Source organism: Priestia koreensis (genome assembly GCF_001274935.1).
Taxonomy (GTDB): domain Bacteria; phylum Bacillota; class Bacilli; order Bacillales; family Bacillaceae_H; genus Bacillus_AG; species Bacillus_AG koreensis.
In genome coordinates this window covers 323,095-348,576 of sequence record NZ_LILC01000023.1, presented here as the reverse complement: position 1 = coordinate 348,576, position 25,482 = coordinate 323,095, and the positions used below count along the sequence as shown (strand labels likewise).

Below are 25,482 nucleotides of genomic sequence, written 5' to 3'. Positions count from 1 at the left end.
GTACTCTCTCTTAGTGTAGTTGCTGTTTTTCTTCGTTTCGACGGGACATCCTTACCGACCACACAACTCCACCTACGATGCCTGTCACTGGTGCTATATACGTAAGTAATCCAAACGCAAGAGCCATCCCAAATCCTCCAGCTACGCCACTTGACGGATCACTGTCATTTGGTTGGGAAACGAGGATGATAAACAAGAGAACCAACGGAATGACAACAGTCAGAACGCTTGTTACGAGAAATCCTGCAATGAAGTGAAGCATTTTTTTCATTCAATCTAACCTCCTTAGTAGCTACTCTCCGTTTTGAAGGGCCATGAATAAAAGTCCACCAACAAGCCCAACGACAATACCTAAAGCCCCGAAGCCAAACAATCCGTATACGATTGCGAAACCGAGTCCGTCTGCATCAGAAGGTTCATCGATGGAAGTTGAGAGAAACCAAATGACTAACAAGACAAAAGGAATTAAAAAAGTCATAAGGCCTGATACGAGAAAACCTCTCACAAAGTTGTTCATGCTTTTTCTCCTTTTTGTTTGTGATGAGTATCTTGAAGAGTATATACAAGATGCTATTATACAAATAATGTAAAATTTAAGATATCCTGCAAAAGACATAAATAAATGCGATGAAGAATAGTTAAAAATAATCAATAAAATGATGGGGAATTGTAACACTACACACTCTATTAGTTCTTGTCATTGTCATTTCAATTTTAGATGTGTTGGGAGAGTTATGGATAGGCATCAAAGTATCCCTTTTCATGATTTTCTATTCATACTTTAGCATTTTCTATATTTTCGTAGGATCTAAATATTTACATAAGTATTGGTTTATGACAAAAAATATTGAACTCGTAAAAAGGCTCAATGGGGGCAAAAGAATGCAACCTAAAAATAACCGTACCAAAAATGGTTAAGGTATTTTGCTCAAACGATTTACTCGTTTTTTAAAAGAAGGGGACAGCAAATGTTTCTAAGAAAGCGGAACAATATGAAAGGGCACCTACCATCCAAGGGAGGTGCCCTTCATTCATCCTTTTAATAATACAGATGCATAATAAGCGTCAATAATCGCTTCATCAGAATGAGGAATCGCTTCACCCTTCACAAGCTGAGCGCCGTTTATACAGCCGCTTGTTAAGAGAATAATGTCATTTTCTTCACCAAGAGATAGCGATGTTAGGACACCTTCTCTGCGAGTAGGAGCGCGATGGATGTTCGGGTGATGTGGATCAGAGAATCCTGCTATCACGTTGTCGACGATGATGTTTGGATCATGAAACCCTGGGTGATCCACCGTTACCACAATTTCATCAGCCTGTCCTTCTGCTACTCGAGCCATTTTTGGCATTTTATTAAAATCACGTATCCCAATTCCCGCAATCATTAGAATGAGTCGATTATGAGGAAGCTTTTTCACCTCGTGTAGGAGGCGTGTTAGTGCCACGGGCGTATGCGCGTAGTCTAAAATTACGCGCTGATTATTCGGCCCTTGAATAACTTGAAAGCGACCTTCGGGACTTTCAAGATTTGGGAGCACGTCCAAAATGTTTTCAATATGGTACCCGAGGAGAAGAGCCGTTCCGATGGCAGACAGGACGTTTGCGATGTTGTAATCTCCGTACACAGGAGCAAATACCTCATAGCGATTTCCTTTGAAATGTAAATCAAATGCTGTACCAGCGCTTGTCGTTGTTAGATATCGAGCTTGAAGCATAGCGGGAACGCCCTCTGAAATGCTGTAGGTGACCATACGTCCTGTGAACGTCTGCAATAAATCATCGCCCATTCCTTCATCTTCAACGTTGACAACCGCGCTCTTAGCCTGTTGAAACAATCTCATTTTCGACTGCTTGTAATGCTCCATTGTTTTATGGTATTCCAAGTGTTCTTCAGAAAAATTCGTATGAATGGCTACATCAAACGTCATGCCTTCTACGCGCTGTTGATCAAGGGCGATGGACGACACTTCCATAACGGCAGCCTGATCATGTAGAGAGAGAAGATCATGAAAAATGTGATGCAAATCTGTCGACTCAGGAGTAGTCGGTGTGCTTTTAGCGTATACGAGCTTTTGCTTAGACGACCAAATGCCGGTTGTTCCAATTGATCCTGTTGGCAAATGAAGAAGTGTTAGGAGAGACCTGACGTATGCAGCAACGGTGGTTTTGCCGTTCGTCCCCGTAACACCGATCGTTTTTAACTTATCATCTGAATTTCCATAGAAATATTTTGAAAAATGTGCCATAAAAAAGCGCACATTGTCTACGACTAGAAACGTACAATGTGGAAATCGTTTACTGAGCTGTTTTAATTGATAAGAGCTTGTCCCAACAACGGTAACGGCTCCCTTTTTCACAGCATCTGAAATATATTCATGACCATCATGGTTTTCACCTTTAATACTGAAGAATATACCGTCTTTTTGGACGAGACGAGAGTCATATGCTAAATGTGTAATGTATTGGGTTGTTGGTCCAAAAATTTCGTTAAATGGTAAATCTAGTTGTTCAAAATAAATATTCATACGCACCCTCACGTTTTAAATTTTTAAAAAAGGTAACACGTTTATCGAATAAAGGTAAATAGTAATGACCGTCTCAATGTGTTGGTAAATACAAGAAACGTCCAGTTTTCTTTTTATATTTACTATCTCAACTTTTTTGTCCTCATATTCATATACTCTTTTTTTGTTAAGATGAAACCTTTTTTAACAATTAATTAACTTCCATCTTTTCGAAAAAATAGATGATGGATAAAAATGGTTATGTAAAGTGCATAAATAATCAAATAATTTCAGGGAAGAATTGTTCGAAAAGTCTTAAAAATATTCCTTATTATGGTTAATATCTAGATTATTGGAACCTTTTGCTAAAAAGATAAAGGTTATCTTTTTACTCGGAAAAACATCTTTTCTATACTTAAAAGCGGAATGAACGTTCATTCCGCTTTTTTGAAAAGAGGTGAAGAGATGGGAGCGACATCCACAAAGCAAAGCGCTATATTTTCAGCTTCACTCGTTTTGTTTGCAGAAAGAGGGTTTGATGCAACAACGATTCCAATGATTGCAGAGGGTGCAAACGTTGGTGCTGGAACCATTTATCGCTATTTTAAAAACAAAGAGAGCTTAGTCAATGAGCTATTTCAAAAGTATGTAAAGGAATTCCTTGTTTGTATAGAAAAAGGCCTTTTGGTTCATCGCAAAGATTTTAGGGAAGGGTTTCATCATATATTTAGGGGAATGATTCAATTTACCGTTGAAAATCCCCGTGCACTGCGCTTCATTAAAACGCATAGCCAAGGTGCATTTCTAGATGAAAAAAGCTTGAAAGAATATGAAAAACTAGTCGATCTAGTGTGTGATTTTTTTCGAGAAGGTCAACAAGAGGGGGCTATTCGTACCCTACACGTGAACGCTCTCATTGCCATTTTATTTGGAAGCTTCATGGAAGTACATTCTCTGGTTGAAAGTCAGCATATTATCTTAAGCAAAGAGTTGCTAGATGAGCTTGAGGAAAGTCTTTGGGCAGCTATTAAACAATGTTAATAAGAAAAGAGAGTGATTGAAATGTCATTAAAACAAATTCCACAGCCAGAAACATTTGGCGAACTAAAAAACTTACCACTGCTTAATACCGAAAAACCAATTCAGTCACTAATGAAAATTGCACAGGAAATGGGCGAAATCTTCTTATTTGAAGGTCCAGGACGTACGACACGCTATGTGTCTAGCCATCGTTTAGTGAAGGAAGTATCAGATGAATCCCGTTTTGATAAAAACTTAAGTCAAGCGCTTAAAAACGTACGTGATTTTACAGGTGACGGATTATTTACGAGCTGGACGCATGAAAAGAATTGGAAAAAAGCACATAACATCCTTCTGCCGAGTTTCAGCCAGCAGGCGATGAAAGGCTATCACAATATGATGGTGGATATTGCCGTGCAGCTTGTTCAGAAGTGGGAGCGCCTAAATGCTGATGAGCACATTGAAGTTCCAGAAGATATGACGCGCCTAACGCTTGATACGATTGGACTTTGTGGATTTAATTATCGCTTTAATAGCTTTTATCGTGATCAGCCGCATCCGTTTATTACAAGCATGGTACGCGCATTAGATGAGTCTATGACGCGCCTTAATCGTGTTAACCCTGACGACCCGATGTACGACGAGCGTAAAGAGCAGTTTCAGAAAGATATTAAATACATGAACGATCTTGTGGATAAAATTATCGCAGATCGCAAAGAAAGCGGCGAAGAAGCGGACGATTTACTCACACATATGCTAAACGGAAAAGATCCGGAAACAGGAGAACCGCTAGATGATGAAAATATTCGTTATCAAATTATTACGTTCTTAATTGCTGGTCATGAAACAACAAGCGGATTGCTATCATTTACACTATACTACCTAGTGAAAAATCCAGCGATTCTTAAAAAAGCAGCCGATGAAGCAGCGCGCGTTCTCGTTGATTCTGTGCCATCCTATAAGCAGGTGAAGCAGTTAAAATACATTGGTATGGTTCTTAATGAAGGATTACGTTTATGGCCAACAGCACCTGCATTCTCGCTATATGCAAAAGAAGATACGGTAATTGGTGGAGAATATGAGCTGAAAAAAGATGATGAAATTATGGTTCATCTTCCGCAGCTTCACCGCGATCCAGCAATTTGGGGTGATGATGTAGAAGATTTCCGTCCGGAACGTTTTGAAAATCCAAGTGCTATTCCGCAACATGCGTTCAAACCGTTTGGTAATGGGCAGCGTGCATGTATTGGTCAACAGTTTGCCCTGCATGAAGCAACGCTTGTACTTGGGATGATCTTAAAACACTTTGATTTTGAGGATCATACGAACTATGAGCTGGATATTAAAGAAACGCTGACGCTCAAGCCAGAAGGATTTGTTGTAAAAGCAAAATCGAAGAAAATTCCGCTTGGTGGCATTCCAACCGCTAAACCAGAAGCACCAAAAGCAAAGCGTCAAAAAGCTGAAGATGCTCACAACACGCCGCTACTTCTATTGTACGGTTCAAATATGGGAACAGCAGAAGGCACGGCCCGTGACTTGGCAGATATTGCGATGAGCAAAGGCTTTGCTCCGACGGTTGCTCCGTTAGATGCATATGCAGGGAATCTTCCAACAGAGGGCGCTGTCCTTATTGTGTCTGCTTCGTATAATGGACATCCACCGGATAACGCGAGAAACTTTGTCGAATGGTTATCTCATGCCTCAACTATAGAGGGCGTTCGCTATGCGGTGTTCGGTTGTGGAGATAAAAACTGGGCAACAACATATCAGAAAGTACCTGCGTTTATTGATGAAACGCTTGAACAATTAGGTGCACATCGTCTTACAGATCGTGGTGAGGCAGATGCAAGCGATGATTTTGAAGGCGCATATGAGGAGTGGAAAGAGCATCTTTGGCATGATTTGGCAGATGCATTTGGTTTAGAAATGCCAGAAGAAGAGGTGAAAACGTCATCACTAACGCTAGAATATATTGATGGCAGCTTACAAATGCCGTTAGCCAAACAGCATCATGCGTTTAATGCTACAGTAGTGACTAATAAAGAGTTGCAACAGCCTTGTAGTGCGAGAAGTACACGTCATGTAGAAGTACAGCTACCTGAAGGCGTAACGTATCAAGAGGGAGATCATCTTGGAATCATTCCGAAAAATTACCCAGAGCTTGTAAATCGCGTGCTTACTCGTTTTGCTTTAGATGGATCTAGCCTTATTCGTTTACAGGCAGAGGAAGAAAAGCTTTCACACCTACCGCTTAATCGTACGGTAACGATTGAAGAGCTTCTTCAGTTTGTTGAGCTTCAAGAGCCGGTGACGCGCCAACAGCTCCGTGCTATGGCTGCTAAAACCGTTTGTCCACCTCATAAGGTAGAACTTGAAGCACTTTTAGAAAAAGAAGTGTACAAAGAACAAGTGCTTCAAAAACGTTTAACAATGCTTGAGCTATTGGAGAAGTATCCGGCGTGTGAAATGGAGTTTGGTGAGGTAATTGAATTGTTGCCAGCATTACGTCCGCGCTACTACTCAATTTCTTCCTCTCCGAAGAAATCAGAAGGGCAACCAAGCATAACAGTTAGTGTAGTAAAAGGAGACTCTTGGAGTGGAAACGGTACGTACCAAGGAATTGCGACGACCTATTTATCACAGCTTCGAGAAGGGGATTCGATTACGTGTTTTGTATCTACACCACAATCAGGATTCTCCTTACCAAGGGACTCAAAAACGCCCGTTATTATGGTAGGACCAGGTACTGGAGTAGCACCATTTAGAGGATTTGTACAAGCGAGAGAATCCTTAAAAGAAAATGGGAAAGCGTTAGGAGAAGCACATCTTTACTTTGGTTGCCGTTCTCTCAATGAAGATTATCTCTATCAGGAGGAATTAGAACATGCGGAGAAAAACGGCATTGTCACACTTCATACCGCTTTTTCACGTATGAGCGATCAGCCTAAAACATATGTACAGCATTTAATGGAGCACGACATTAAACATTTAATCTCCTTGCTGGATGATGGTGCACATTTCTATATCTGCGGTGACGGCAGCCAAATGGCTCCTGACGTAGAACGTACGTTAATGAGTGGTTATCAAACCGTTCATAATGTGAATGTAGAAGAAGCGAGAAAATGGTTGCAATCTCTAGAAGAGAGTGGCCGATATGCGAAAGACGTTTGGGCAGGATAACAACTATTAATTTTCTACAAAACTAGAAGCCTTCTCCTTCAATAGGAGAGGGCTTCTTTCATAACAGCTTTTCATAACAAACGCACTCGTGTACGCGTTTGAACTGTCCCATAACTTCTTCTTTTTGATTTCCTGCGTAATGAGCAAAGGCTTGGATCGGATATAGGTTCTTGTATATACTTTGTATGGATTGATCCATTTCTGCTTGTTTGTCTATGAACACGTGCAAATAGGAATCTACTAATGCAAAGTGCTGGTTTTCATACCATTTCCGTACCCACTCATCATCCCTAGTCCACGCTTCTAAGCGATTTAACTCATGCGTTTTAGCCAGCTCTTCTCCCTTGTCCAAAAGGCGTGTGGCAATTCCTTGTCGCTGAAAGTCAGGATGAACGGCAATGTGCCAAATCATTCCCCCTAACCCCGATCCTCTTGAACAAACGCTACGTTCTGTTATTTCGTACTCAATATCTAATAACCCAACAATCTGCCCATCCACTTCTGCGACTAGTTCGATGGAAGGATTCTCATAGCGTTCTTTTTCACGAAGCACATGGTCAAAATAAGCGGTATGTAAAAAAGATAGAACTCTGCATCGTAGCCAGCTCTCTTCATCTTTTAACTCATAAGGTCTAATAATCATCTCGTTTCCTCCTATGGTTATTTATTCCAATATATAAAAGAAGAAGGATGCTTGTCCATAGAAATGAAGAGGGTCGATGTAAAATCACCTTGTATGAGTTGACTGGTTAGAAAAGAATAGCATTAAATGAAGAAAGAGCGTGATGAACCGAAACGTTTAAAAATGAGAAAACCGTGGAAAACATATACTATCCTTAAAGGAGGAGATAGAAATGAGAACGATGAAAAAAGGAACTAAGTGGTTGGCTGCGACGGTGTTAGCTGGTTCGGCGCTAGGCGCAGGAGCAGTTGCAGGGGCGCAAACAACTCACAATGCTCCGACAAAAACGGTCTCTTCTACAACTCAATCAGAGGCCATCCAGAAGCTACATGACATTTATAAGTCTTCTGCAAAGGGTGCATTTCCAAAGGATGCGAAAAGCTTTACCCTCGGTACGGCTACAAAGGCGATCGTCCACAAAGCATGGGGTACACCAGAGAAAACGTCTAACGGGTACGATCTTTATCCAGCTAATATGGGACACCCTGGCTATGCCATTTCCTATGATGCCAAGGGGTATATTAAAGAGGTCCGGTACTTAGGGCGTAATGTTGAAGCTGATCAAGACATTAATGGCATTACGACCGCGACTCTTGTAAAAGAGCTCGGAAAACCAGAAAAAATCCTGACGATTCCAAAAACAAAGGAAAAAGATTACGTCTATCAAACCGGAAAGTACGAGCTTCGATTTATTGTGGGAACAAATGGAAAAGTCGACCACGTTAACTTAACATACGGTAACACGGCAGTGTCCGAGCAATCCGATGCGGTGAAAAAGCTGCACGCGATTTATGGTTCAGCCTATAAAGGAACGTTCCCGAATGATGCCCAGCAGTTTAAAGTGGGCGTAACAGCGAAATCAACAGTCTACAAAGCATGGGGAGCTCCTTACAAGGCTGAAAACGGTTATGACGTATACCCAGCAAATATGGGACACCCTGGCTATGCATTTTCTTATGATACAAAAGGACACATTAAAGAAATTCGCTATTTAGGACGTAACATCGAAGCTGACAAAGACATTAACGGCGTGACGAGCAAGGACCTAATGAAGGAACTCGGCAAACCTAAGCAAGTCATCATGTTAAAAGAAACAAAAGAGACAAAGTACGTCTATACAAACGGTAAATACGAAATCGACTTTATCGTTGGAAAAGATGGAAAGGTCGATCATGTGAATCTAAAGAATGCACAATAATGAAAGACACCAGAGAGCAACGACGACCATACTCGTTGCTCTTTTTTTCTGTGACATTCACAAGGAATTTTGAAATTTATAGCGAAATTTGAATGGGGGAGGTGACAATGTGGGACAGGTAGCAATCATCAACGAGGTTTTTCAAAATGATTTAACAGGAGAAGAAGTGCATGGACTAACCGTCATGGTCGAGGGACAGGTAAAAGAGATATTTGATCACCTTCTTTCAATCGATCCGACATATACACGCTATGACGAGGTTATGAGGGACGTGCTTTTTGAGGGTCTCAAGCAATTACTTCAGGGAAGAACACAATAAGAGGAGTGATACATAATGACCAATATTTACTGTGTGGGACGAAACTATGCTTTGCATGCCAAGGAGCTTCAAAATGATATTCCAACGGCTCCATTTTTATTTTTAAAACCTACGCACGCGCTTGTTTGTGGAGATGACCGGGAGATTGTCCTCCCAGGGGGGAAAGGAGATCTACACTATGAAGCAGAGCTTGTTATACATATAGGAAAAGAATATGAAAAAGGAATGACGGTCGATGAGGTAGTGGATCAAATGACCATAGGGATCGATTTTACCCTCCGAGACGTACAGACGGAGTGTAAGAAACAAGGAAAGCCTTGGCTACAGGCAAAAGGCTTCAAAAACTCTGCCCTCGTAGGATCATTCATTCCGTTTCCGGGGGAAGAAGAATGTAAGAAGACATTCTTCTCCCTTGAAAAAAACGACCAAACGGTTCAAAACGGCTGTATAAAAAACATGATTTTTACCCTTCAAGAGATCATTGACTTTACGGGGCTTCATTATGGAATTGGAAGAGGGGATCTAATTTTTACTGGCACACCAGAAGGCGTAGGGGCAGTGCAGAACGGAGATACGCTCCGTCTATTTTGGGGAGATCAGGAGCTTGGAAGCAGTCACGTACGAGTAAAAGGCGAATAAAAAAAGATTCCGACCGTTCGTCTGTCGGAATCTTTTTTTGTTATCTAAAAATACGATCTACTTTTTGAATGTCCGCTGGTGATAATTTTACATCTAATGTTTTTAGGTTATTTTCCACTTGAGCTGCACGTTTTGCACCCGGAATAATGGCATCAATTGCTGGCTGCTCTAAGTACCATGCAAGGACAAGGTGTGCGACTTCTACATGGTTTGCCTCCGCAATTTCACGAAGCGCGTCCACTTTTTCAAGATTTTTTTCGAAATTCTCTTTCTTAAATAAATCCATATCTTTTCGTAAATCGTCAAATGTGGTCTCTTTCGTATATTTTCCCGCTAAAAGCCCAGCTGCGAGCGGGAAATATGGAACAAATGAGATGTTATTTTCTGCAGCATATGGAAGGATATCACGCTCAGCATCACGTTGGAATAGGTTGTATTCACCTTGATACACATCAACATATCCATCTTTATTTGCCTCTTTTAGTTGGTCGATCGAGAAATTGGATACGCCGATTGCTTTAATTTTTCCTTGATCTTTTAGTTCCTTCAGTGCACCGACTGCTTCGTCCTTCGGTGTGTCCTCATCTGGGAAATGAATATAGTACAAATCAATATAATCGGTTTGAAGTCGTTTTAAGCTATCTTCGACAGACTGCTTTAAGTAAGCAGGGGAGTTGTCGATCACGACATTATTTCCGACAAATTTGTGTGCTCCTTTTGTTGCAATTACAATGTCACTACGACTGCCTGTCTCTTTTAGTACTTCACCAATCAGTTCTTCAGAACGTTTCGGACCGTAGATGAAGGCCGTATCTAAGAAGTTAATGCCTTTTGAAATAGCTGTGCGAACAAGGTCTTTTCCAACTTCTTCATCCAAATTTGGATAGAGGTTGTGTCCTCCTACTGCGTTTGTCCCTAATCCAATGGGATTGACGTGTAAATCAGTTTGACCAATTCGTACTTTCTTTACCAATTGCATCCACTCCTTTAAGTTTATGTACTTTTTATCATATCAAACAAGAGGAGTGAAAGAAAACTGATTGACCTTGCACTCAGGAAAAATAGGGAAATGGTTTGAAGAAAGACTAATTATCTTCCTATTAAATTTATGCTGAGGGTGAATTCCGTTCATTGGTCGTTTCGTTTCATGGAGATATGCAAAATGAATGCTTTCGTTTTTTCTCCTCAATAAAAATGGGACCGATAGTATAAGATAGTAAAGATTTATGAGCAGGTGGCATCTTCTTATTCAAAGATACTACCTGCTCTAAACTATTTACCTTCATCGTCATCATGAGGGAATTTAGAACGGGTGTTAGACTCACGAGCTGTTTGTAAAGAATGTGAAGATTTCTTTTGAGGTCGATCTAATAAAATAGCCGCTACGATACTAACTGCAACTAGCAAAAGTAACCACGTCAACACGATCTCCTCCTTCTTACATATATATGTAAATCATTTGGTATTTCTACATGTATTTCCTTTTTCTCTCTACTTAAAACAAGAAATGAACAGATAGAGGTTGACGAATTCATTTTCTCGTTTTATACTGTAGAAAGTCCAAACGCTTTAGTTCGCTAATGTGTTATCGAGAAAAAGTTAAAATTATGAAAAAATTGATGATAAACATTGTTTAGGAACGTATTGAAGGGAGAAATTGAGTATGAAACGAAACAAGTTAGGGCTGTGGCTATTAACCGCTCTCGTTGTCGGAAATATGGTTGGCTCAGGAATTTTTATGCTGCCTCGCTCGTTATCCGCTGCTGCTAGTCCGGCTGGAGTTTTGCTAGGATGGGCTGTGACAGGAGCAGGAGTACTAATGCTTGCGCTTGTATTTGGAAACTTGGCGATTCGAAAACCAGAGTTAAGCGGTGGTCCACAAATTTATGCAAAAGCATTGTTTAAGAAAAGTCGTACGTTATCCGTATTAGCTGGGTTTATGTCTTCATGGGGCTATTGGATTGGAAACATCGCAGGTTATGTTGCGGTTATTACAACGTTCGCTAGCTATTTATCCATCTTTTTCCCAGTGATGAACAGTAAAAATGTTTTGTTCACTGTAGGTGCCTTTGAATTAAAGGCAGGAAACGCTGTAACATTTGTTATTTGCTCGGTTCTTTTATGGGGAACACACGCGTTAATTCTCCGCGGTATTGAAAGTGCAGGTAAATTTAACTTTGTTGCGACAGTTGCAAAAGTAATCGGATTTTTCTTATTTATTGTTATTGCGCTATTTGCTTTTCAACAATCCAACATCGGCCCGTTTGTTGATACAAGAACAAGCGGTGGTGAGACAGTTGGTCTTTTAGGACAAGTAAACAGCGCAGCCGTTGCAACACTTTGGGCATTTATCGGGATTGAATCAGCAGTTGTATTCGCCTCACGTGCGAAAAAAGAAGGCGATGTAAAAAAAGCTACGATTTTAGGTCTCGTTATTTCATTAATTATTTACATCGGAATCAGTATTTTAACGATGGGGCTTCTAACGCAAAGTGAATTACAACAGTCACAAAACCCACTCGTTGACGCTATTTCGAGTATTTTAGGATCAACTGGCGGTAATGTTCTTGCAATCGTCGGTTTGATTAGCTTAATTGGTTCAACGGTTGGATGGGTATTATTAAGCTCGGAAGTTCCGTATCAAGCAGCAAAGCAAAATGTATTTTTCACCTCATTTACTAAAGTGAATGAAAAAGGAATGCCGACGGTGGCTCTTTGGATATCAAATGCCATTGCACAGGTTCTACTACTGTCAACGGTTTCTAACTCAATTGCGAGCGCCTTTGATTTCATTATCTACGTGGCTACGTTAGCTTATCTTGTGCCTTACTTAATCTCGTCTGTTTATCAACTGAAGCTAGGCTTAACGGGTGAGACATATGAGAACGGAAAGGGACGCGCGTTGGATATTGTCGTAGCAGTATTAGCTACCGTCTACTCAGCTTGGGTAGTAGTGGCAGGTACGGCAGATATTAAAACGTTCTTGCTAGGAGTTGCAATGATCGTCAGTGGCATCATTTTTTATCCGTTCTTGCTTCGATCGTTAAAAGGAAAAAAAGAAGAAAAAGATATAAAGCAATCTGCATAAAAAAACGCGGCCATAACGGTCGCGTTTTTTTAATTGGTTTCAGGTCATTTACAAAAAACATCAAACTTTTAATGTTCTTTTACGAATTCTCCACAGAATCTTAACAATTTCGCGCTTAAATAAGAATAGTGAATAAAACACAAATTGATAGGGGGACGTAAGAAGAATGAAAAAGAAATGGATGAGCAAAAAAAGTGCGACGGTTGCATTGGCGCTTGCTTTAACGATTCCAGCAATGACACCAGCGGCTGCAGCGGAGAGTAAACACTTGTCAATTGATTCGGTTCAATTTAATGGCATGGATACACCAAAGACGATTAATCAAATGGTTGATACATATACAACGGCATCGGTATCTGTGAAATACAGTGATGGACGCACAAAGACTTTTCCTCTTTCGTACAATCGCTTATTCAAATCAGAAGATAAAATTGCAACAAATAAAGGAGAGCTTATCGCAGCAGGAACACCGATTGATATGAACGGCAATCCGATTATCGATAAAGGTGTTCCGGGAAACAAACACTTTGTATCAGATGCACCGGATTCCAACAGCTTTTTAAAGCCGATCAACGGCAATTTATATATGGTGACACACTATGAATATGACACGTTTGATGCTGCCGGAAAGTCAGCATATGGATTGGTTCCCGCTTCAATGTCACTCACAAAGTTTTCACAGAACGAAAAAACAGGCGAATTGAAGCCGGAAAAAGTAACAAAAATTGATTTTTCAGATGTCAACGGTCTTTGGATTGCGTGTAACGGATCTGTTTCTCCTTGGAACACTCACTTAGGGTCTGAAGAATATGAGCCGGATGCGCGAACATTTGAGACGGACGCATCCTCATCTGCACGTACATGGACGGAGAGTTTTGCTAATTTGTATTTTGGTGACAAAGCAAAAGCGAACCCGTATTTTTATGGTTACATTCCTGAAATTGAAGTAAAAGAGGACGGAACAACAAAGGTACAAAAGCATTACAGCACAGGGCGATTCTCACATGAATTAATGAAGGTAATGCCTGATGAGCGCACGGCCTTTTTCGGAGATGATGGTTCTTATACAACGATGTTTATGTATGTGGCTGATAAGAAACGAGATTTATCAGCGGGAACTCTATACGCAGCGAAGTTTCATCAAACAAGTAAAGAAAACGGCGGATCTGGGAATTTAGAGTGGATTAAGTTAGGACATGCAACCGATAATGAAGTGAAAAAGATGATTGACGGTGGTGTGAAATTCAGCGACATTTTTGAAACATCTGATGCACCAAAAGATGGCTTTAAAGCTATTAAACAATATTCCTATGGTAAAACGGAATACTTAAAAGTGAAGCCAGGTATGGAAAAAGCAGCGGCCTTTTTAGAATCACGTCGTTATGCTGCGATGCTTGGTGCCACGTCAGAGTTTAATAAAATGGAAGGCGTAACGCTAAACGAGAAGGATAAGAAGGTTTACGTAGCGATTTCAGATTCTTCAAAAGGAATGGAACAGGATACAAAAGGGCAGGATCCGACCGATGATATTCAATTACCAAAGCGCTCGTCAGGAGTGACGTATCAACTTGATCTATCAGGAAATCATCTTGATCTTAACGGAGATAAGATCAATAGTGATTATGTGGCAGGGGCTATGTCAGGCCTAATTACGGGAGAGGATCTTCCAAAGCCAGACGGATATGGCAATACAGCGAGTACAGACAAGGTAGCAAGCGGAGATAACTTAAGTTATTCAGAGGATATGCGAACATTATTTATTGGTGAAGACAGCAGTCAGCATACCAATAACTTCGTGTGGGCGTATAACATTGATACGAAAAAGCTTTCGCGTATTTTATCGGTCCCAGCAGGATCTGAATCAACTGGGCTTTTATCAACCGGTGATCGAAACGGATTTAGCTATTTAATGAGTAACTTTCAGCATCCAGGTGACGAATTAGAAACGAAAAATATTACGGCTGTCGATAAAGCAGCACTGGAAAAGGAAATCTCAGAAAAAATTGGGATTGCTCAAACAGGAGGAATTGGTTATATTTCTGGTTTGCCATCGTTTACGAAGCTGCCATCTGCTTATCAGTTTAAAGACGTACCAAAAGGTCACTGGGCATACCCATACGTTTCCGATTTACAGTTAAGTAATATTGCATACGGTGAAACCGAACAGTCCTATGCACCCGCTCACCATGTTACGCGTGCACAATTTGCATCACTCTTAACACGTACGTTAAACCTGACGGCAAAGAGCACTGTACCGTTTAAAGATGTGACGAATAAGCAAGCAGCAACAGAAATTGCCGCTGCGTATGAAGCAGGAATTGTGAAAGGGAAATCTTCAAATCGTTTTGAACCGACTGCACCTATTACTCGACAAGAAATGGCTCAAATGGTGATGAACGCGTATGAAGTAAAAACAGGAAACAAAATTCCACATGCGTCGTCAACAAACTTTACAGATAATGGTCATATTACAAAATCATTTGTTTCTGCTGTTCAAGCGGCCTCAGATCTCCATTTCGTAGATGGCTATAAAGACGGAAGCTTTTTACCAAAAGATATCGTCACGCGTGCGCAAGCAGCTAAGGTAGTCGACCTGCTTTTAAACAGCAAATAAGAAGGATGAAAAGAAGCTCTGCGGGGCTTCTTTTTTATGTTGGGTTATTTTAAAAGGAAATGGTTATTTCTGCATCTTGTTCTTTTCATTTCGAGAAAAGTCACCTATAATAAAATAAAGTGTTGCAAAAATACACATTATTTAAAAAATATTTATGTTTCTATTAAGTTAGATATAAATTGCAACATAACTAAAGGGGGATACCGATTGTGAAGGATAAATGTAAGCGCTTAAAAGATATTTTACGTGAAATGGAACGGGTCGTTGTAGCATTTTCAGGGGGAGTGGACAGCACATTTTTGTTAAAAGTGGCTTATGACGTGCTTGGGAAGGACAATGTATTAGCCGTTACAGCTAATTCAGAGACGTATCCACAACGTGAGTTAGAAGAGGCAAAAATATTAGCAGACTGGATCGGTGTTCAGCATCAAGTTATTGAGACGTCAGAGCTTTCGATTCCTGGATACACAGAAAATGATCAAAATCGCTGCTACTTCTGCAAAAATAGCTTATTTGAACACGTTGTTCCAATTATGAAAGAAAAGGGATATCATAACGTCATTTATGGACTAATCGCAGATGATATGAATGAGCACCGTCCCGGGATGCGTGCTGCACAAGAACACGGTGTACGAGGTCCGCTGCAGGAAGCACAGTTGTTCAAAGATGAAATTCGAGCACTCTCAAAAGAATTAGAGATCCCAACTTGGAACAAACCATCTTTTGCATGCTTATCATCACGAATTGCCTATGGTGAAGAGATTACGCAGGAAAAGCTTACGAAGGTTGAAAAATCGGAAGAGTATCTACGAAACTTAGGTGTCCGCCAAGTACGTGTTCGCACTCATGAAGAGATTGCGAGAATAGAGGTAGAGCCAACTGATATGTCGCTTGTGTTAGCTAATCATGATGACATTATGAATCAGCTTCAGCAGTTCGGCTATAAATTTGTGACGCTGGATCTTCAGGGATACAAGAGTGGTAGCATGAATAAAGTACTGTCGATTTAATGACACGAGACAATTATAGAATAATGGAGATGAGAACATGGGAAACGAGCAGCTAGATCAGATTTTAAATGAAGTGAAAAATGGTTCTGTCAGTATAGAGGAAGCAAAAAAACAAATTCGTGCTTTTGATGATATGGGGTTTGCCAAAGTCGATTCAACGCGTGAAAAGCGCACAGGTTTTCCAGAAGTTATTTATGGAGAAGGAAAGACGGCAGAGCAAATCATTCGAATTATTCAGTCGTTAAAGGGATCAACAAATCGTGTGTTAGCTACCCGAATCGATCAAATGAAAGCGCTACAAGTGATGGAGTCTGTAAATGATCTTGTATACAGTGAGACGGCCAGAACACTTTTTTGGAAGCATGAAGACGAGCCTGATGTTTTATACAACGGGTATATTGCGGTCGTATGTGCGGGAACGTCAGACTTACCGGTTGCAGAAGAGGCTGCGCTAACAGCAGAAGCGTTTGGAGCATCTGTGAAGCGTATTTATGATGTAGGAGTAGCCGGAATTCATCGCTTGTTTCATAACTTAGAAGATATCGAGAATGCGACGGTTACAATTGCGGTTGCAGGGATGGAAGGTGCGCTTGCAAGTGTGGTAGGAGGACTTGTTAGTAACCCTGTAGTAGCCGTTCCTACTAGTATAGGTTACGGTGCTAATTTCCAAGGATTGTCCGCTCTATTGTCGATGTTAAATGCGTGCTCACCGGGAATTAGCGTTGTAAATATTGACAATGGATTCGGCGCGGGATACTATGCCACGCTTATACATAAAAATATTCATTTAGGAGCGGAGAAAATATGAAAACATTATATATCGATTGTTTTTCAGGAATCAGTGGGGATATGACCATTGGTGCATTGATCGACTTAGGGGCTGATCCATCAGTTTTGAAAGCGGAACTTTCTAAGTTAAAGCTAGATTCAGAGTATGACCTTTCATGGAAAAAGGTAGTTAAAAATGGAATCTCCTCTACAAAATTTGACGTTCATCTAAAAGAACTGCACGACCATCATAGCCACGACCATGAGCATAGACACGAAGGTCACAGTCATGATCACGAACACAGACACGAAGGTCACAGTCATGATCACGAACACAGTCACGAAGGTCACAGTCATAGTCATGATCATGAACACAGTCACGAAGGTCACAGTCATAGTCATGATCACGAACATAGTCACGAAGGTCACAGTCATAGTCATGATCACAAACACGGTCACGAAGGTCACAGTCATAGTCATGATCACAGACATTATGCAGACATCGTGCAAATTATTCAAGAGGCAGGGTTTAACGAAAATGTAGAGAAGCTTGCGCTTACGATTTTTGAGAAAATTGGACGTGCAGAGGCTAAAATTCATCAAATTCCGTTTGAAAGCGTGCATTTTCATGAGGTGGGGGCTATTGATTCAATTGTGGATATTGTCGGCACTTGTATCTTAATGGATCAACTTCAAGTATCGAAGGTCATTTCGTCTCCGGTTCCAGTAGGAAGTGGGCAAATGAGAATGGCGCATGGTATTTATCCGGTTCCAGCTCCTGCTGCCCTCGAAATCTTGAAAGGCATCCCGCTACGTGCCACAGATCAAGTAGGGGAGTTAACGACCCCAACTGGTGCTGCAATTGTGGCTACGTTAGTAGACGCATATGGGACAATGCCTTCTTTTAAAGTGACAGACATTGGTTACGGAGCAGGAACGAAGACGTTTGTGCATCATCCTAACGTACTTCGTCTTATCCTTGGGGAAATAGAGGAGTGAGAAGCCATGTCCTTTTCACATAAAGAGGAGCATGTGGATTACGACATGTTGAAGCTAGAAGTGAACTTGGATGATATATCAGGTGAGTGGCTTGGATACGTTATGGATCAGCTATTTGAGGCAGGAGCAAACGATGTTTTTTATACGCCGATCTATATGAAAAAGAATCGTCCAGGTGTGATGCTTCAGGTGTTGTGCAGTACGCAATTTTTAGAGGAGATTGAACGCATTGTCTTTCAAGAGACGACTACGCTTGGTGTTCGCTATTATGGGGTAAACGTTCATCGTCTAGAACGTAGCTTTTATTCGGTTAACACACCGTGGGGAGAGGTAGCGGTAAAAAAGGGAACGTACAAAGGAAAAGTCGTGCAACACGCTCCTGAATACGAGGACTGCAACAATATTGCTCGGACTCACCGTGTCCCACTAAAGCACGTCTATCAAGAGGTGTGGAAGCAAATTCAAAATTGAACAATGATGGCAATAAAGGTGGATGGGATATGATTAAAGCATTAGTAATTGCCCCGTATCAAGGGATGATGGAGCTGCTGAAGGAAGTAAGTCGAGAGGTAGAAGGGGTTGAAATTCAGGCTGAACTAGGTAATCTGCAAACAGGTGTTCAAATTGCTGCACGAGCAGAACGTCAGGGAATTGATGTAATTATTAGTCGTGGGGGAACGGCATCGATGATTCAAAGCGCTGTTCATGTACCCGTGATTGATATTCAAGTATCTGGGTACGATGTGCTTCGCATTTTAACACTCGTTAAAAGCTTTTCTGGAAAGTCAGCGATTGTCGGTTTTCCAAATATTTCTCAAGGTGCAGCAACGATTTGCAAGCTGCTAGATTTTGATATTGAGACGGTAACAATTCATCATGACCAGGATGTAACAGAGAAGCTTTTGGCACTAAAAGAGAAAAATGTGGAGGTTGTCATTGGTGATGTTGTCACCGTTGAATACGCAAAAAAGTTAGGTATGACAGGTGTTTTGATCACTTCAGGTCGTGAGGCGCTCATGAGCGCCTTTGACGAGGCGAAGCGTGTATACAAGGTGTTTCAGGCTTTGAATAAAGATGTTTCGCTATACCGATCTATTTTAGAGTTTGATGAGCGAGCGATTGCGATCATGAATCAACAAGGTGAGCTGGTCTATTGTAATAGAGTGTTTAATAATCAGGTGGGGGAGAAGATAGCAACCCTCAATGAAATGAATGAAGTCGTCCACCGAACAATAGCAAGTCAGCATGTGGAGGAAGCGTTATTGTTTATTGAAGGTGAATTGTGGAACGTGGTTTCTCGTCTTGATGGAGAAAACGTTTTGTTATATCTTGAACATTACACGCCTACACTTGACGATAATCAGCAACGGTATGAACAGGCAATTGATGTTCGCCAGACTCTTCCTCCTATGGTGTTGAGCGGGAAGAGCGGCGCAATTGAAACTGTTCACAAATTGGTCCAGGAGCACGCACAGCATCCGGAACCGATTTGGATCAGTGGAGAACCTGGTGTTGGAAAACAGGTTGTCGCTCAGCAAATTTATTCATTGTCAAAACGACAGCCGTTTGTGATTATTCGCGGAAAGCAGATGAGCAACGATTTGTTAAGGGCTCTCGTGAGTCAAGCCTTTTTGGCACAATATAAAGATGCCGTAGTCTTTCTGAAAGATATTGATTATCTTGACTTGGTGGTTCAACGGAATTTCTATGAATATATCTGTGGTCAAAAGAACCGAGGGTCTATTAAGTGGATAGTGTCTACTACCGGGGATATTGAAAGTCAAATAAAAAAAGGATTGTTTTTAGAAGAGTTGTATCGTGAGCTTGGAACAATTCGTATCAACGTACCTCCATTGCGACATAGACCGGAGGACATTGAGCATTTGATTCAATTTTTTATTTCCGACTCTTATGCTACGTTTGGAAACGAAGTGGTAGGAGTTCGAAAAGATGCACTAGATCTTTTCGTTTCCTACGAATGGCCAGGAAATGTTCGTCAATTAAAAAAAGTGATTGAACAGCTCATTGCTCAATCTTCAGGCTATTATGTAGAAAGAGAAGATGTAGCAAGCGTACTGCGAAGCCAGCACGCCTATACTCAAAGAGACTTTGAGCACCATATAAAAATTGATGGAACATTGGAAGAGATCGAAAAAGAGATTATTTCAAAAGTGCTAGAGGAAGAAAATTTTAATCAGTCTAAGGCAGCAAAGAGATTGGGAATTAATCGTTCCACGCTGTGGCGCAAGCTAAAATGAAGCTTGCGTTTTTTTTTGAGGATCTTTTTCGTTTTAAAAGTGTTGCATTATGAAACTATTTTTCTGATTTTACTAATAATCATGTTAAAGATATTGCTAAATAAAACATATTAACTTAACATACTAAATGTAAGCGTTTTATTCGTGTTGGAAAATGAAACAAAACAAAATAAAAACAAGTGTGAAAGGAGGGGGAAAATTGAAAAAGTTAGCGGTTATCGCAGATGATCTAACAGGTGCCAATGATACAGGCGTACAGTTTGCAACGAAATCGAAGCGAACGGTGGTTTTCTTTTCAAAAGGAGACGAGTCGTTGCAACATTTAACAGGGGATGTACTGGTTTTTAATTCAGATAGTCGAGCCGTTTCGCCAACAAAAGCCCATCAAATCGTAAAAGCATTGGCGCATGAAGTCAAACAGGCAGGAATATCAACTGTTTTCAAAAAAATCGATTCAACGCTCCGAGGGAATATTGGAGCAGAGATTGACGCCATTTTAGATGTATTTGCTTTTGAAGTAGCCCTCGTTGTCCCCGCTTTTCCAAAAGGAAAGCGTACAACCAAAATGGGAAGACAATATGTAAACAATGTACCCGTTGAGGAGACAGAACTGGCTCAAGACCCAAGCTCTCCCGTCTTGAATAGTGATATTAAAGAAGCCATTAATGAACAAAGTTTGCGAAAGGTGGACGTTATAACGTTACGAGATGTCAGACAGGGGAATTTACGATTAATCAGTAAAATGAAGACGTCTATGCAGCAAAAACATGCGCGGATTTTAGTCATTGATGCAGAAACGGAAGAAGATCTAGCAACAATTGTCAAAGCTTCAGAAGATCTGGATGGACCATTTCTATGGGTAGGAACAGCTGGAATTGCCGGTCACTTAGAAGGAGACGGGGAGCTTGTTCAGAGGCAACCGAGCTTTAAAAGCGATGCCCCGTGTTTATTAGTGGCAGGCAGTGTTAAGACCATTACGCATCAACAGATACACAAACTAAAGCAACACATAGGCATCCAAGAAGTAATCATCTCTCCTGAGAAGCTTTTACATAATGAGAGTAAAGAAAAGGAAATTCAGCGTGTGATTCAAGAGAGTTCTCGCTTCCTTGCATGTGAGAGTGTCATTGTATCGACCAACATTGAAGTCAAAGTCATGCAGGAAATTGATAAAGCGAAGGAAAAGATGAAGCTTACAAATATAGAAGTAGGTGCACGTATTGCGGAGGCAATGGGAGAAGTCGCGAAATCATTAATCGAGAAATTTTCGCTTAGTGGGGTCATTTTAACCGGAGGCGATATCGCAACATCTACGTGTACAAAGCTTGAAGGAACGGGAATTGAGGTAAGTGGAGAGGTAGAATCTGGTATGCCATACGGACGTTTACTAGGGGGGAAATACGACGGCTTACCACTTGTAACCAAATCAGGGGGATTTGGTAGTGAAGAAGCATTTATAAAAGCTATTCAGTTGCTAAAAGGAACAGTTGAAACCGCTTAAAATGATAGCGTATTCTTTTTGTCAATAGCTAAATTTAACAGGGAAGATGGGGGATTTTTTATGGGTTCATCAAAATGGATGAGAATTATTCCGGTAGCTTTTGTGATGTATATGCTGGCGTACGTCGATCGAATTAACGTGGGGATATTAATGCCTTACATGCAGGAAGATCTACACTTCAATGCATCAGCAGCAGGAGATATTGCAGGCATATTCTTCATAGGATATTTAATTTTTCAAATTCCAGGAGGGATTTTGGCAGCCAAATGGTCAGCGAGAAAAGTCATCTTTATTCTCATGATTTTGTGGGGTGTTTGTGCGACATTGGCAGGCTTTGTGCAAACAGAAGGGCAGCTTAAGCTCGTTCGTTTTGCGTTAGGAGTAGCAGAAGGAGGCGTTTGGCCAGCGGTGCTTGTTCTTCTAGCAAACTGGTTCACAATTAAAGAACGCGCGCGTGCTAATGCGTTTTGGATGGCGTGTTTACCCGTGTCAGCAATGTTAATGGCACCTCTCTCAGGTGTATTACTGAAATATTTCGAATGGAAGACGGTCTTAATTCTTCAAGGACTACCACCTATTCTTTGGGCATTTGTCTGGTATGCACTTGTAAAAGATAAACCATCAGATGCAACGTGGATGAAATCAAAAGAGAAAGAAACGTTGCTGTTAGACTTAGAGAAAGAGCAAAGAGGAAACGTCGAGTCAGAAGGGTATCTCGCTGCGTTTAAAAACAAAACGGTTTGGGGCTTAGTAGTAATGTATTTTCTGTGGATGACAGGATTCTACGGATATACGCTTTGGGTGCCAAGTGTAGTCGGAACGATCTCAAAAGATTCGGTTACGGTAGGCTGGTTAACGGCCATTCCATTTACATTTGCTTTAATCGGAATGTTGTTAAATTCGTACTGGTCTGACAAACGAATGAATCGTATTCAGCACGTAGCAATTCCGTTAATTATTGCAGCTATTTCGATGGTAGCCGGGCAATTTGTTTCATCACCTGTTCTACAGCTCGTTTTACTGTCTATTACGGCAATCGGTGTATATGCGCCTTATGGTCCGCTATGGGCGATTCCAACGGCGATTATTCCAGCAGGCGTAGTCGGAGCGGCACTTGGACTTCAAAACGCGATTGGGAATTTAGGGGGATATAACGGACCAAAATTCTTTGGTGTATTAAAGGATGCAACAGGCAATTACCATGCAGGATTTTACTTCCTAGCAACGGCATTGGTCTTAGCAGCGGTTATGACATACGTATTAGGTAAAAATCTAAACACTGAAAAACCAACAGCCGTACCCGCAAAGAAAAATCACTCAGCTTAAATCAAAAAGGAGGAAAAGAAAATGTCGACGAAAACGAATCTTCCCCGTATTGCTATTACAATGGGAGACCCCTCAGGAGTGGGACCTGAAATTATTGCAAAAGCCCTTCAAGATCAGGAAGTATATCACCACTGTGAGCCGTTTGTGATTGGAGACGCTAAACGACTTGAACAAGCATTTGCCATTACAAACAGCTCCTTAACATGCAAAGTCATTACAGACGTAGATGAAGCTTCTTTTCAATACGGTGAGATCGATGTGATGGATTTAAACCTTGTATCGGATTCTCTTCCGTGGGGAGAGGTTTCTGCAGAAGCAGGAAATGCTGCTTTTCATTATCTAGAAAAGGCTATTCATCTAGCAAATAAAGAAGAAATTCAAGGGATTTGTACGGCGCCCTTAAATAAGGAGGCCCTCCACAAAGCAGGTCATATGTATCCAGGCCACACAGAGATTCTAGCAGAGCTTACAAATACAAAAGATTTTGCTATGATGCTGGCTGCCCCAGGTCTTCGAGTTATTCACGTAACAACACACGTCGGTTTAATTGATGCTATTCATAAAATTACGCCTGAGCGTCAGTATACGGTCATTAAGCTTGCGCATGAAACGCTACAAAAAGCAGGAATTTCTTCTCCCCGTATTGCTGTGTGTGGCATTAATCCCCATGCCGGTGAAAATGGTTTGTTTGGAAATGGCGAAGAGGAAGAAAAAATTGTTCCAGCGGTTAAAAAAGCACAAGAAGAAGGAATTGATGTAGTGGGACCACTACCAGCAGATACGCTCTTTTTCCGAGCGCGTCGCGGGGACTTTGATATTGTGGTTGCGCAGTATCATGATCAGGGACACGGACCTATTAAAGTGTTAGGTTTAGAAGCCGGAGTGAATATTACAGTCGGATTACCAACGATTCGTACAAGCGTGGATCATGGCACGGCCTTTGACATTGCAGGAAAAAACATTGCCGATGAACTATCTTTGAAAGAAGCAATACGTATGGCAATTGATCTTGCACCACGTCTATAAAATTTAATAGATAAAGAGATTGATTCACTCAATCTCTTTATTTGTCATAAGGAGAGAGAAATAATGTCGTTACCGAAATTTGCGAAAATTAGACAGAGGTTTAGCGCAACGAGTATTACAGATATTGCAACGTGTATAGAGGAAGAGTTTCAAAAACAAAATGCCACACAGAAGATTCAGCCTGGAATGGAAATCGCGATTACAGTAGGAAGTCGTGGGATCGCAAACATTCCACTAATCGTCAAATGTGTAGCAGATGAAATCAAAAAGAGGGAAGCTGTTCCGTTCATTATCCCTGCTATGGGTAGTCATGGGGGAGCTACAGCAGAAGGACAAGTCGAGGTATTGGAGGGGTTAGGTGTAACAGAAGAGTCAACGGGCTGTGAAATTCGCTCTTCTATGGACGTTGTTGAAGTAGGCGAAACGTCAGCTGGTATCCCGGTTTATGTTGATAAGTATGCGTATGAAGCAGATGGAATTATTGTGATGGGACGTGTTAAGCCGCATACAGATTTCAAAAGTGAAATCGAGAGCGGTGTGTTAAAAATGGCTTCTATTGGCATGGGGAAACATAAGCAGGCTCTTGCTCTACATACATATGGTATCCACGGAATCCGGGACATGATGCCTGAAGTTGGGAAAGTAGCTATGGCGAATTCAAAGACATTATATGGGGTTGGAATTGTCGAAAATGCACATGAAGAAACGGCCATTATTCAAATGATGGATCCGCTGCACATCGAAGAAGAAGAGAAAATGTTATTAAAAAAAGCGTTTGAACTTATGCCGAGTCTACCTATGAAAGAATTGGATCTGCTCATCGTAGACGAAATTGGGAAAAACTATAGTGGGACAGGAATGGACACAAACATTATTGGACGTATTCGGGTGCTTGGAGTGAAGGAGCCTGAAAGTCCTTCTATTAAATACGTTCTCGCTTCTAATTTAAGTGATGCAAGCCACGGTAATGCACTAGGTATTGGGCTAGCAGATTTAACGACAAAACGTCTATTTAATAAGCTAGATTTAAAGAAAATGAATGAAAACGTGGTGACAAGTACGTTTTTAGATCGGGCGAAAATTCCGATTGTACTCGATAATGATCGTGAAGCAATTGCTGCTGCTCTCCGTGCTAACTGGGGTGTTGAGGATGAAGAGGCGAGAATTGCGCGGATTCCAAATACGCTTCACATCGGTGAGATGTATGTATCCCAAAAAGTATATGAAGAACTGAAGGATCACGAAAACATTGAGATTATAGAGGAGCTTATGGAACTATCGTTTGATTCAGACGGGTATTTAAGCTGACATAAAGAAAAGCATCGCACAACTGCGATGCTTTTC

At 41.1% G+C, this 25,482-nt stretch carries 20 protein-coding genes and 1 pseudogene; 15 read left to right on the top strand and 6 right to left on the bottom strand.

Annotated elements, in window-relative coordinates:
- Positions 1 to 10: 10 nt before the first annotated feature.
- The 3 genes from AMD01_RS17850 to AMD01_RS17840 all read right to left on the bottom strand — a co-directional run bounded on the left by AMD01_RS17850 (position 11) and on the right by AMD01_RS17840 (position 2,528).
- Entirely contained in the window at positions 11 to 271 is a 261-nt protein-coding gene (locus AMD01_RS17850; RefSeq protein WP_053402805.1) for a hypothetical protein, read from the bottom strand.
- 21 nt (positions 272 to 292) lie between these two features.
- Positions 293 to 517 carry a hypothetical protein gene (locus AMD01_RS17845; RefSeq protein WP_053402804.1) on the bottom strand — a complete coding sequence of 75 codons (225 nt, stop codon included), beginning with the start codon at positions 515 to 517 and terminating at the stop codon, positions 293 to 295.
- A 514-nt stretch (positions 518 to 1,031) separates the two neighbouring features.
- On the bottom strand, positions 1,032 to 2,528 hold the full coding sequence (locus AMD01_RS17840) for a UDP-N-acetylmuramoyl-L-alanyl-D-glutamate--2,6-diaminopimelate ligase (protein WP_053402803.1): 1,497 nt from the start codon (positions 2,526 to 2,528) through the stop codon (positions 1,032 to 1,034).
- 444 nt (positions 2,529 to 2,972) lie between these two features.
- Here AMD01_RS17840 and AMD01_RS17835 point away from each other — a divergent pair, with 444 nt between their 5' ends.
- Entirely contained in the window at positions 2,973 to 3,548 is a 576-nt protein-coding gene (locus tag AMD01_RS17835) for a TetR/AcrR family transcriptional regulator (RefSeq protein ID WP_053402802.1), read from the top strand.
- 21 nt (positions 3,549 to 3,569) lie between these two features.
- The gene (locus AMD01_RS17830) at positions 3,570 to 6,710 is read left to right on the top strand and encodes a bifunctional cytochrome P450/NADPH--P450 reductase (RefSeq protein WP_053402801.1); all 3,141 of its coding nucleotides are present in this window, start codon (positions 3,570 to 3,572) and stop codon (positions 6,708 to 6,710) included.
- Between the two features lie 58 nt (positions 6,711 to 6,768).
- Here AMD01_RS17830 and AMD01_RS17825 read toward each other — a convergent pair whose 3' ends face one another.
- Complete coding sequence (locus AMD01_RS17825; protein ID WP_053402800.1) at positions 6,769 to 7,353, bottom strand: GNAT family N-acetyltransferase; 585 nt, start codon at positions 7,351 to 7,353, stop codon at positions 6,769 to 6,771.
- 211 nt (positions 7,354 to 7,564) lie between these two features.
- Here AMD01_RS17825 and AMD01_RS17820 point away from each other — a divergent pair, with 211 nt between their 5' ends.
- The 3 genes from AMD01_RS17820 (at position 7,565) to AMD01_RS17810 (ending at position 9,548) form a co-directional block, all read left to right on the top strand.
- On the top strand, positions 7,565 to 8,590 hold the full coding sequence (locus AMD01_RS17820) for a YjgB family protein (protein ID WP_053402799.1): 1,026 nt from the start codon (positions 7,565 to 7,567) through the stop codon (positions 8,588 to 8,590).
- A gap of 109 nt (positions 8,591 to 8,699) precedes the next feature.
- Positions 8,700 to 8,909 carry a hypothetical protein gene (locus tag AMD01_RS17815; RefSeq protein ID WP_053402798.1) on the top strand — a complete coding sequence of 70 codons (210 nt, stop codon included), beginning with the start codon at positions 8,700 to 8,702 and terminating at the stop codon, positions 8,907 to 8,909.
- A gap of 15 nt (positions 8,910 to 8,924) precedes the next feature.
- Positions 8,925 to 9,548 (top strand): fumarylacetoacetate hydrolase family protein, encoded by a 624-nt coding sequence (locus AMD01_RS17810; protein ID WP_053402797.1) that lies wholly within the window; start codon positions 8,925 to 8,927, stop codon positions 9,546 to 9,548.
- Positions 9,549 to 9,588: 40 nt separating this feature from the next.
- On the opposite strand, the gene AMD01_RS17805 is transcribed toward AMD01_RS17810, so the two are convergent.
- Both AMD01_RS17805 and AMD01_RS24270 read right to left on the bottom strand, forming a co-directional pair.
- Positions 9,589 to 10,521: an aldo/keto reductase gene (locus tag AMD01_RS17805; RefSeq protein ID WP_053402796.1), complete on the bottom strand. Its 933-nt coding sequence runs from the start codon at positions 10,519 to 10,521 to the stop codon at positions 9,589 to 9,591.
- A gap of 299 nt (positions 10,522 to 10,820) precedes the next feature.
- A complete protein-coding gene (locus AMD01_RS24270; protein ID WP_157052783.1) occupies positions 10,821 to 10,970 on the bottom strand; it encodes a hypothetical protein in 150 nt (49 codons plus the stop codon).
- Positions 10,971 to 11,211: 241 nt separating this feature from the next.
- Between AMD01_RS24270 and AMD01_RS17800 the strand changes: the two genes are divergently transcribed.
- The 10 genes and pseudogenes from AMD01_RS17800 to AMD01_RS17750 all read left to right on the top strand — a co-directional run bounded on the left by AMD01_RS17800 (position 11,212) and on the right by AMD01_RS17750 (position 25,446).
- On the top strand, positions 11,212 to 12,636 hold the full coding sequence (locus AMD01_RS17800) for an amino acid permease (RefSeq protein WP_053402795.1): 1,425 nt from the start codon (positions 11,212 to 11,214) through the stop codon (positions 12,634 to 12,636).
- Positions 12,637 to 12,817: 181 nt separating this feature from the next.
- Positions 12,818 to 15,250 (top strand): S-layer homology domain-containing protein, encoded by a 2,433-nt coding sequence (locus AMD01_RS17795; RefSeq protein ID WP_053402876.1) that lies wholly within the window; start codon positions 12,818 to 12,820, stop codon positions 15,248 to 15,250.
- Between the two features lie 209 nt (positions 15,251 to 15,459).
- Positions 15,460 to 16,260 (top strand): ATP-dependent sacrificial sulfur transferase LarE, encoded by an 801-nt coding sequence (gene larE, locus AMD01_RS17790; protein ID WP_425415149.1) that lies wholly within the window; start codon positions 15,460 to 15,462, stop codon positions 16,258 to 16,260.
- A gap of 37 nt (positions 16,261 to 16,297) precedes the next feature.
- Positions 16,298 to 17,068 carry a nickel pincer cofactor biosynthesis protein LarB gene (gene larB, locus AMD01_RS17785; protein WP_053402793.1) on the top strand — a complete coding sequence of 257 codons (771 nt, stop codon included), beginning with the start codon at positions 16,298 to 16,300 and terminating at the stop codon, positions 17,066 to 17,068.
- Positions 17,065 to 18,498 (top strand): annotated as a pseudogene (gene larC / locus AMD01_RS24785) (nickel pincer cofactor biosynthesis protein LarC). The gene larB and the pseudogene larC overlap by 4 nt, the downstream one beginning before the upstream one ends.
- Positions 18,499 to 18,527: 29 nt before the next feature.
- The gene (locus tag AMD01_RS17770; RefSeq protein WP_053402790.1) at positions 18,528 to 20,285 is read left to right on the top strand and encodes a sigma-54-dependent Fis family transcriptional regulator; all 1,758 of its coding nucleotides are present in this window, start codon (positions 18,528 to 18,530) and stop codon (positions 20,283 to 20,285) included.
- Between the two features lie 199 nt (positions 20,286 to 20,484).
- Positions 20,485 to 21,786 carry a four-carbon acid sugar kinase family protein gene (locus tag AMD01_RS17765; RefSeq protein ID WP_169775986.1) on the top strand — a complete coding sequence of 434 codons (1,302 nt, stop codon included), beginning with the start codon at positions 20,485 to 20,487 and terminating at the stop codon, positions 21,784 to 21,786.
- Between the two features lie 60 nt (positions 21,787 to 21,846).
- A complete protein-coding gene (locus tag AMD01_RS17760) occupies positions 21,847 to 23,112 on the top strand; it encodes an MFS transporter (RefSeq protein ID WP_053402788.1) in 1,266 nt (421 codons plus the stop codon).
- Positions 23,113 to 23,133: 21 nt separating this feature from the next.
- Entirely contained in the window at positions 23,134 to 24,138 is a 1,005-nt protein-coding gene (gene pdxA / locus AMD01_RS17755; protein ID WP_053402787.1) for a 4-hydroxythreonine-4-phosphate dehydrogenase PdxA, read from the top strand.
- Between the two features lie 63 nt (positions 24,139 to 24,201).
- Entirely contained in the window at positions 24,202 to 25,446 is a 1,245-nt protein-coding gene (locus AMD01_RS17750; protein WP_053402786.1) for a nickel pincer cofactor-dependent isomerase, group 22, read from the top strand.
- Positions 25,447 to 25,482: the final 36 nt, after the last annotated feature.